Annotated in this window: 1 protein-coding gene; it reads right to left on the minus strand. The window is 53.0% G+C overall.

Features of this window, described 5'->3' with window-relative positions; genetic code table 11:
• A partial coding sequence (locus tag V5P19_RS24190) for an isochorismatase family protein (RefSeq protein ID WP_334408073.1) occupies positions 1-247 on the minus strand: 247 nt, incomplete at both ends.

A 247-nucleotide genomic window follows, 5' to 3' on the forward strand; every position in this document is an offset into this window, starting at 1 on the left:
CTATTGTATCGATACCTCGGCGGCGTAATTGCAACTCCAGATCCGTACCGTAAAACGCACCCCATTGACGTTTGATGATTTCGATATCGCTGTCGGTTGCACCTAATGCAGCAGGATGTTGCCACCAATTTTCGGGCAACACTTTAGCCGGTGAGGGCGCATCGACCGGCTGTTTTAATGCTTCAGCGTAATCGGCAGACCAGCCAACGCGCACCAGAAACACGGGCTGACCGCTGGCGCGAAATTT

This window comes from Enterobacter sp. UNJFSC 003 (genome assembly GCF_036903355.1).
In the GTDB taxonomy this organism is placed as follows: domain Bacteria; phylum Pseudomonadota; class Gammaproteobacteria; order Enterobacterales; family Enterobacteriaceae; genus Enterobacter.